The organism is Nocardiopsis nanhaiensis, assembly GCF_054778635.1.
Genome location: NZ_BAAGZJ010000140.1, coordinates 1 through 9,250, shown reverse-complemented (window position 1 = coordinate 9,250; position 9,250 = coordinate 1). Strand labels below are relative to the sequence as shown.

Here is a 9,250-nt window from a genome sequence, read left to right as displayed (position 1 = left end):
GGACATCCACTCCTGGATCAGGGTGTGGAACGAGGACCCTCGACCCTATGTGTGGCACAAGACGGCCGAGGAGATCCTCGAATCCCTTGCTTCGTACTGCCGACGAATTAACGACTCAGGACACTAGCCGTACCCCTGGAGGAGCGCGGGGAAGGCGAACGGCCCGGGGTGCGCGCCCACCCCGGGCCGTTGGAGGGGAGAACCGCGGTTCTCCGGTGAGGGATCTAGTCCCAGTCCAGGCCGCCACCCGTCTGGTACTCGATCACTCGGGTCTCGAAGAAGTTCTTCTCCTTCTGGAGGTCCATCATCTCCGACATCCACGGGAACGGGTTCTCCGTCTCACCGAAGATCGGCGCCAGGCCGATCTGCTCGGCCCGGCGGTCGGTGATGAAGTGCATGTACTTCTCGCACAGCTCGGCGTTGAGGCCCAGCACACCGCGCGGCATGGTCTCGCGGCCGTAGGCGACCTCGAGCTCACAGGCCTCGGTAAGCATCTGCCGGACCTCGGCCTGGAACTCCTCGGACCACAGGTGCGGGTTCTCGATCTTGATCTGGTTGATCACGTCGATGCCGAAGTTCAGGTGGATCGACTCGTCGCGCAGGATGTACTGGTACTGCTCGGCGATCCCGACCATCTTGTTGCGGCGGCCCAGCGAGAGGATCTGCGCGAAACCGGTGTAGAACCACATGCCCTCGAAGATCACGTAGAACGCGACCAGGTCACGCAGGAAGGCCTGGTCGGCCTCGGGCGTGCCGGTGCTGAACTCCGGGTCCTCCAGGTTCTGGGTGTACTTGAGCGCCCAGGCGTCCTTCGCGGTGATCGAGGGGACCTCGCGGTACATGTTGAAGAGCTCGCCCTCGTCCAGGCCGAGGCTCTCGCAGATGTACTGGAAGGTGTGCGTGTGCACAGCCTCCTCGAAGGCCTGGCGCAGCAGGTACTGGCGGCACTCCGGGTTGGTGAGCTGCCGGTACACGGCCAGGACGATGTTGTTGGCCACCAGCGACTCGGCGGTGGCGAAGAAGCCGAGGTTGCGCTTCAGCATGAGGCGCTCGTCCTCGGTCAGCCCGTCCTTGGACTTCCACAGCGCGATGTCGGCCTGCATGGCGACTTCGGTGGGCATCCAGTGGTTGTTGCACCCGGCCAGGTACTTGTCCCACGCCCAGGTGTACTTGAGGGGCAGCAGCTGGTTGACATCGGCGCGGGCGTTGATCATCGACTTGTCGTCGACGTTGACGCGCTCCGCGTCGCGCTGGATCTCACCAAGGCCTGTGGTGGATGCGGTGTTGTTCTCGGAAACCGCGGTCATGCTCGGTGCTTTCCGTTCTCCGGTCGGACCGGTGTCGTCTGCTGGAAGTGAAGGATCGCCGGGTGGGGGCGGCGGCCGCCCCCCCCCGCCACGTCCGCCGTTACTGGCAGGCCTCGCACTCGGGGTCCTCGATGCCGCACGCCTGGCCGTCGACGATCTCGAACTCGTCCTCGGGCTCGGCGGGCGCGGCCGCCGGGGCCGGACTCGGGCTGGGGGACGGGCTGGCGGCCGGGGCGGGCGCCGCGGCCGGGGTCGCCGAGACCGCGTTGAGACGGCCGTCCGTGCCCTTCAACGTGCTCTTCTCGACGTGCGTGGCGCTCTGCGAACGCAGGTAGTAGGTGGTCTTCAGACCGGAGCGCCAGGCGTGGCGGTACAGGGCGTCCAGCTTGCGACCGCTGGGCGCGCCCATGTACAGGTTCAGGGACTGCGCCTGGTCGATCCACTTCTGTCGGCGCGAACCCGCGTCCACCAGCCAGGTCGGGTCGACCTCGAACGCGGTCGCGTACAGGGCCTTGAGGTCGTCCGGGACCCGGTCGATGTCGCCCAGGCTGCCGTCGTGCATCTTCAGCTCGGAGACCATGTCGTCGTCCCAGAGACCGCGCTCCTTGAGGTCGCGGACCAGGTAGTCGTTGACCACGGTGAAGTCGCCGGACATGTTCGACTTGACGAACAGGTTCCGGTAGACCGGCTCGATCGACTGGCTGACGCCGGTGATGTTGGCGATGGTCGCCGTCGGCGCGATCGCCATGACGTTGGAGTTGCGCATCCCGTCGGACTTGACGCGCTCGCGCAGGGAGTCCCAGTCCAGGGTCTCGCCGCGGTCCATGACGAGGTCATCACCGCCGCGGGCGTCGGCGAGCAGGTTCAGGGAGTCGATCGGCAGGACGCCCTTGCTCCACAGGGAACCGTCGAAGCTCTCGTACGCGCCGCGCTCGCCGGCCAGCTCCATGGACGCCTCGATGGCGTAGTAGCTGATCAGCTCCATGCTTTCGTCCGCGAAGGTCACCGCGCCCTCGGAACCGAACGGGGTGCGGATCTTGAACAGCGCGTCCTGGAAGCCCATGAGGCCCAGGCCGACCGGGCGGTGGCGCATGTTGGCGCGGTGAGACTCGGGGATCGTGTAGAAGTTCACGTCGATGACGTTGTCCAGCATGCGCACGGCGGTGCGGACGGTCCGGCGCAGGCGCTCGGCGTCGATGCCGTCCCGGCCCACGTGCTGGGGCAGGTTGACCGAGCCGAGGTTGCAGACCGCGACCTCGTCCTTGTCGGTGTTCAGCGTGATCTCGGTGCACAGGTTGGAGGAGTGCACCACACCGGAGTGCTGCTGCGGCGAGCGCAGGTTCGCCGGGTCCTTGAAGGTGATCCACGGGTGGCCGGTCTCGAACAGCATGGTGAGCATACGGCGCCACAGGTCCACCGCAGGCATCTTCTTGGAGACCTTGATCCGGCCGGACTCGGCTTCGGCCTCGTACTTCTCGTAGGCCTCGGCGAAGTCCTTGCCGTACTTGTCGTGCAGGTCGGGGACCTCGTCCGGCGAGAACAGGGTCCAGGTGCCCTGCTCCTCCACACGCTTCATGAACAGGTCCGGAACCCAGTTCGCGGTGTTCATGTCGTGGGTGCGGCGGCGCTCGTCTCCCGTGTTCTTCCGGAGGTCGAGGAACTCCTCGATGTCGATGTGCCAGGTCTCCAGGTAGGCGCAGACCGCGCCCTTGCGACGCCCACCCTGGTTAACCGCCACGGCGGTGTCGTTGGCGATCTTCAGGAACGGGACGACGCCCTGGCTCTTGCCGTTGGTGCCCTTGATGTGCGCACCCAGGCCGCGAACCGGGGTCCAGTCGTTGCCGAGGCCGCCCGAGTACTTCGAGAGCATCGCGTTGTTGCTGATGCCGTGGAAGATGTCCTGGAGGTCGTCGCCGACCGTCGTGAGGAAGCAGGACGAGAGCTGCGCGCGCACCGTTCCCGAGTTGAACAGGGTGGGTGTGGAGGCCATGAAGTCGAACGAGCTCAGCAGCTCGTAGAACTCGATCGCGCGGGCCTCGCGGTCGTCCTCGTTGAGCGCCAGGCCCATGGCGACGCGCATGAAGAACGCCTGCGGCAGCTCGTAGCGGACCTCGTCGCTGTGCAGGAAGTAGCGGTCGTACAGGGTCTGGATGCCGAGGAAGGTGAACTGCTCGTCGCGCTCGGCGTGCAGGGCCTTGCCCAGGCGCTCCAGGTCGAACTTGGCCAGCGCCGGGTCCAGCTGCCCGAGGTCGATACCACGGCCCACGTAGGCGGCCAGGTAGGTCGCGTAGCGGTCGGACATCTCGGTCTGGCCAGCGTTCTCGGGGACACCGCTGACGAAGGTCAGGGCCTCGGTGCGGAGCTTGTCCAGCAGCAGGCGGGCGGCCACGTAGGAGTAGTTCGGGTCGACCTCCACGAAGCTGCGGGCGGCCATGACCAGGGCCAGCTCGACCTCGTGGTCGGGGATCCCGGGGTAGAAGCCGCGGCGCGCCTCGGTGAGGACCTTGTTCGCCGAAACACCGGTGAGCCGCGCACAGGCCTCGGTAACGACGTGCTCGATCCGGTCGATGGCGGGGCGGGCGCCACCGCCGTTGTTCGGCTCGCGCCGACCGGATGCGGGCACGGCCTCGACGTCAAGGGTCATACAGCGGCTCCAACCTCAGTAAAGAAGAGTCCCGGCGGAGAACGGGGTCACGAGTGACAAGCGTGCGGGCTCACCGGAGAACCGGCGTACTGGATACGCGCGGTCCGCAGGCGGGTCGCGGCAGCTCGCCCTCGAAGCTCCGTCGTCACGCACGTGGGGGTGCGCGCCGGTGGCAGGTCTTCGGGCTCACGGGCGACCTACTCACCGTCGCTTCCCAGGACCTCGTAGGGGGTTCCCAGTGCGTGTGACGGCCTTCGTTCCCGCTTACCGCTGCGGGGCAGCCCCGGATTCCCACCGGGTTCCCTCTTGCCTCACCAGGGTCAGGAACCCCGGTGAACCACCAGCGGGACAGATACTACATCTAGGGCTTGTCACCTTGGAACACCGCAAGATGATGGCGTGTCGTAGATTTCTCGGATTCTTCGATGAGTGCCGAACATACGCGCGGAGCGTGGTATGTGCACCGCGCAGGTACCCGAATCCGGTGCACGATGGGCCGCGTTCAAACGCTTCCGGAGGGGGTCGGACACAGCCTAGAACGTCGGCGGGGCGGACACGTCCGCGGTGGCCCGAGAGAGGCACCACAAGAAGGCCTGGAGCTGCTCGGAGAGGGTCCGGATGGGACAGGGCGCAGCGCGCCTGGGACCCGGCGCGCACTCGGCCGCCTGAGAGCGGCAGAGACACACACCACGCGGCCGGGCGCGGAAGATTCCGTCGCGCCCCAGGGCTCCGGATCTCCGCGAACGCGTCGGAAAGCTCACTCCTCGTCGAGCAGGAGGTCCAGGTCGTCCTCGACCAGTCCCATGTCGGTCCTGATCCGGAACCGGATCCTCAGGAGCTCCACGAAGAGGTCGCGCGCGTAGGCGGGCTGGGACCCGCCCGTGAAACGGCGCGCACCGGCGGTCGCCCAGCGTTCGGCACCCTCGAGGTCGTCGTGCGCGTAGAGCACCTCCGCGACGTGGATGTGGGTGGGGAGCTCGACGGGCTCCCCGGCCTCCAGCCGCTTGAGGTGCTCGTGGGCCTGGTCGCGCTCGTCCAGCTGGAGCAAGGCTCCCGCGCTCAGGGCGTGCGCGTCGACCACGGTGGGGCCGCCGTCGTCGATGGCGCGCTGGTAGGCGGCACAGGCTCGCTCGAACTCCTGTGCGATCTCCCACTGTTCGCCCGAACGCACGAACAGCTCCGCACGGGTGACCTCGCTCCCGGCGTCCACCCGGTTCGCCAGATCCAGTAGCTGGGCGGCGATCCGACCGTGTTCACCGGATCGGACAGCGTGGAACTCCAGTCGGTCGAGTTCCGCCGTCGTCACGCGGGTCAACCGCATCGCCCCCATCCCCTATTCGCAATCCCACGCACCGATCAGGGCCTGGCACGCTCCAACGCCTGCCAGAACCCCTGGCGCAACCCGTCACGGACCTCGTCGCGCAACAGGTGGTCGATCGGGAGTGAGGACCCCTGGAGCAGGCGTGCCTCCAGATCCGAAGGCATCCGCGGCCTGCGGGCGAGGACCGCCTCCACCCACAGGACGGGCGCCTCACGTGCGATCGATTCCGCGAAGTCGTTCCCTTCCTTGCGCGCGACGTGCACCGCATCATCAACGGTATGCGTGGCGGGGCCGGTCTGCTGGGCATATCCAGGACTAGGGCTGGATTCCTGGTAGGGACCGGCACCGAACCGGCGGTCGTACTCGGGACCAGTAGGTCGCCCTCCCCCGTGCGGGGGCGAGGCGGCACCGCTGTACGCGGTGTCAGTTTCCGTACTGGTCCCATAGGTAGGGTTTGCGTCTGCCCCACCTCCGAAACCGGGTTCCTCGCCTGGTCCGGGTCCGAACCTCGGGTCCTGCTGGGGAGGCGGAGCATCCCTCCTCGGCGGCACCTGCTGGTGGTCGGCGAAGGAGTTCTGCGGCCCGGTCCCGCTGCCGAACGCCGCCTGCGGCCCCGTTCCGTTGAAGGCTTGCTGGGGTCCGGTCATCGGTGGCCCTTGGCCGGGCGCCGGTCTGCCAGGGAGCCCGTAGACCCCCGGCTCCGCGCCGCGCATGGGCTGGTGCCCTCCGGTACCGGGTGGCCCGTAACCGCCTTGGCCGCCCTGCACCGGGTGCCCGGCCTGGGGTGGATGGCCTGCCTGGCCCGGATGACCGCCCTGGGGCGGATGGCCTCCCTGAGGCGGCGGACCGCCCTGAGGGGAGTGGCCGTTCTGGGCCGGATGCCCTCCGGTGGCACCGGGGTAGGCCCCGGTGCCGTTCACCCCGGGCGGAACCTGTCCGCCCGAGGGGAAGCCGTTGGCGTCGATCGCGCCCGGCGGCGTGTTCTCCGCCCCCGGCCCGGCCAGGTGGTCGACACCCCGCTGTTCCGCTATTGAGCGGCGCATCGCACGCAGCTGCTCCATAGCGCTGCCCTGGGGTACCGACTGGCCTCCGGTGCCCGTGAACATCGCCTCGAGCCCGCCGGTGGAGGTGTTGACCGGCTCGACGCGACCGGTGTTCGCGGCTGCGGGCTGGCTCGGCGGCTCCTGCGCGGGCCGGGCACGGCCGTTCGCGAAGGGCGTGGTGGTCTTGGCGGCGTTCTCCTGGGTGGAACCACCGTTGGAGAGGAGGTTGACGTGGGGGCGGAGGTGCCCGGCGCCGATCTCGATGAGGTCGTCGCACTCCCTGCGCAGTGCGCGGGAGATCGTCCAGTTGCCTTCCACGGAGATGTGCACGACGGTCACGCGCACACCCATGTCCTGAACGTCCGCGACCACGGACGCCATGTCCTCATCGCCGCTGACCAGGACCGCGTCGCACAGGACACCGGTGCGGGCGAGGGTGGCGAGGTCGCGCTGGACGTAGCTCTCCACTCCCTCCCTGCGGCCGGGCCGTATGCGGGCGGCCCGGAACTTGATCCCGGGGATGTCCGCGATGCCGTCCTGCTCCTGCGCCCGCCGGTCGTCGGCGACCGCCTCGTACCAGTAGCAGCGCAGGAGCGGCAGCCCCGTCCGGTCTCGCGCGACCTCGTTGAGGAACTGGACGAGACCGGAGTAATCCCAGGCGACGGAGTCCCGGTTACGGGTTCCGTGCACGGCCATCGCGCCGTCGGCGAGAAGGTATCCCGCGTCGACGAACAACGCGCAGCGGTCCACGTGTCACCGCCCCCTTCCCTTCGATCTCTGGGGCCATTTCCATGGCCGGGGCACAGCCTAGCCAAGTCTGTCTCGTTTTGTGCGCGACAATTAAATACCCCTAGTTACGGCTCGACTACGCAAAGCGCGTTTCCTGGGTGGCTCGCGGTGTTCCGGTCATCTCGGGGTCACGGAAACCCCGCGCGATCGTCAACATCAGGTGCGCATCGGGGCCGTCAGCGCGACGGCCCCGACCAACAGGGCGTCCTGCCCGGACGGGATTCGGATTTCCGATTCACGTCCAAGTACTGCGTCGAATCGGACCACGTCGGTCCCGAAGGTCATCGGATCACCGACCACTCCGCGCGCGGAACTCACGAAGGCGTTGTCGATGCTGCCGTACCCCTCCGTCGGCGCGACCGGTGTCCCGTCCACCGTCACCCGGTCTCCGCCGAGATCGGCGTCGCCCTCCCAGACCACGGCGTCGAACCGGGTCGGCACCGATTCCGGCAACAGGCCGGACACAGGGAACCGTGCACCCTCCGGGTCCTGGAAGACGGCGGTGCTCTGGTCCAGGACCATCGCCTGCTGGTACCCGTCCACCGCCGGATCCTCCAGCACCACCACCATGCTCCAGCCGGCGTGGACCCCCCGGCCCTCCGTGGCCGGGATGTCACCGACCCACCACTCGCCGCTGCCCCCTTCGCGCACCAGCTCGGTGACGTCGGCGAACGCCTGGTAGGCCCGATAGCCGGGCAGGTCGACCACCCCGGTGTCGGCGGCGGCGACCGTCGTGTAGGCGGCCATGCCCGGACCCTTGATCCGAGCGGTCGGCGCCTCCGGACTGCCCGCCGCGGAGAAGTACAGGCCGGCCCAGCGCACCGAACCACCGGCGGGGAGTTCCCAGGTGGCGGAGCTGGAGGAGGTCGTCGTGGGGTCCCAATCGCGGTCGAGGGGCGCCATCACCCAGTTGTCGTTGTCGATCTGGTCACCGACCCGTTCGCGTGCGTCCGCGCAGGGCCCCGGCTTCTCCTCGGATTCCTCGTCACCTTCCCCCTCCTCCTCGGGATCCCCGGTGTACCCCTCGTCGGTCGGGCCGGGGGAGGGTACTCCGGGCGTGTCGGGGCCGTCGGTTCCGGGCGCCGCCTCCGAGTCGGCCCCCTCCCCGCCGGACCCGTCGCCGTCGGGTTCTTCGGGAACATCGTTGTCGGATCCGTCCTCGGACCCGCCGAGAACACCATCGTCCCCGAGGACATCACCGACCCCGTCCGTCACATCCGTGCCGGGATCGGCCTGCTCTGACGGGGATCTGCGCAGGTCGGCGTCGCCCTCCCCTTCCGGAGGCACGCTGGGAGCACCTTCCGGCGCGGGCGCGCTCTCCGGGCTTCCCGGGGCGTCCGGGGCGTCCGGGTTCTCGCCCAAGGGGGCCTCGTCCCCGGGGGTCTCCGAGTCGCGCGGCCACCCCCACCACGGCCAGGGCCAGCCGCCCTCCGGCTTCTCCGGCTCGGTGCAGGTCATCAGGGAGTTGCCCACGGACTCCGTGCGCACCGGCCCCGCCGTGGCGTAGCGGGCGGCGGTCCCTTCCGGGTTCACCCCGCGCTCACCGGTGGCGCTGAAGCTCACCTCTCCGGAGGAGACCACCACGCTGGCGGGCACGTCCACGTCGGCGCCGGGCGCCACCCGGACGTCGAAGAACTGGGTGCTGCTCTCCCCTTCGTCCATCGCGGAACGGTGGCATGCGCCGCCGCCGCTCCCGGCCGAGCAACCCCAGTCGCCTTGGCCGTCCGCCATCGGTACGGCGTTGCCCGCCCCACCGGAGGAGACCATCTCCACGCCGGGCGGCAGGCTGATCTCCGCGACCACGTCCTCGGCCGTGGCCGCACCCGTGTTGAGCACGTCCAGCACCATGATCCCGTCGCCACCCGGGACCAGCGATCCGACCGGGTCGATACCGGCCGCGAACTCGGGTTCGGGCTCCTCGGGCTCCTCAGGTTCTTCGGGCTCCTCGGGGGCCTCGGGCTCTTCCGGCTCTTCGGGAGCTTCGGGCTCTTCCGGTTCTGCGGGGGCGGGCGGTTCCGGGGCTGGAACCTCGGCGGCGGGGATGTCCGCGGGCGGTGCCGGGACCGGTTCCGGGGCGTCCGGGGACTCGGGTTCCGGCGGGTCGTCCTCGGGCGGGTCGTCCTCGGGCGGGGCGGGCGGCGGGTCG

The 9,250-nt window shown here is 69.0% G+C and carries 5 protein-coding genes and 1 riboswitch; all 5 genes read right to left on the bottom strand.

Annotated elements, in window-relative coordinates; genetic code table 11:
- Positions 1–224 precede the first annotated feature (224 nt).
- Positions 225–1,307 carry a ribonucleotide-diphosphate reductase subunit beta gene (locus ACYVD1_RS33900; protein ID WP_460753058.1) on the bottom strand — a complete coding sequence of 361 codons (1,083 nt, stop codon included), beginning with the start codon at positions 1,305–1,307 and terminating at the stop codon, positions 225–227.
- Between the two features lie 100 nt (positions 1,308–1,407).
- Entirely contained in the window at positions 1,408–3,951 is a 2,544-nt protein-coding gene (locus ACYVD1_RS33895; RefSeq protein WP_460778572.1) for a ribonucleoside-diphosphate reductase subunit alpha, read from the bottom strand.
- Positions 3,952–4,105: 154 nt separating this feature from the next.
- Positions 4,106–4,308, bottom strand: a riboswitch (cobalamin riboswitch).
- Positions 4,309–4,708: 400 nt separating this feature from the next.
- Complete coding sequence (locus ACYVD1_RS33890; protein ID WP_460778571.1) at positions 4,709–5,281, bottom strand: hypothetical protein; 573 nt, start codon at positions 5,279–5,281, stop codon at positions 4,709–4,711.
- A gap of 26 nt (positions 5,282–5,307) precedes the next feature.
- The gene (locus tag ACYVD1_RS33885; protein WP_460778570.1) at positions 5,308–7,065 is read right to left on the bottom strand and encodes an NYN domain-containing protein; all 1,758 of its coding nucleotides are present in this window, start codon (positions 7,063–7,065) and stop codon (positions 5,308–5,310) included.
- 195 nt (positions 7,066–7,260) lie between these two features.
- The coding region (locus ACYVD1_RS33880; protein WP_460778569.1) for a sigma-70 family RNA polymerase sigma factor at positions 7,261–9,250 on the bottom strand (1,990 nt) is incomplete at its 5' end.

Excerpts from the sequence above, each read along its gene's own strand:
- ACYVD1_RS33900 (WP_460753058.1), bottom strand. The coding sequence starts at position 1,307 with ATGACCGCGGTTTCCGAGAACAACACCGCATCCACCACAGGCCTTGGT.
- ACYVD1_RS33895 (WP_460778572.1), bottom strand. The coding sequence starts at position 3,951 with ATGACCCTTGACGTCGAGGCCGTGCCCGCATCCGGTCGGCGCGAGCCG.
- ACYVD1_RS33890 (WP_460778571.1), bottom strand. The coding sequence starts at position 5,281 with ATGGGGGCGATGCGGTTGACCCGCGTGACGACGGCGGAACTCGACCGA.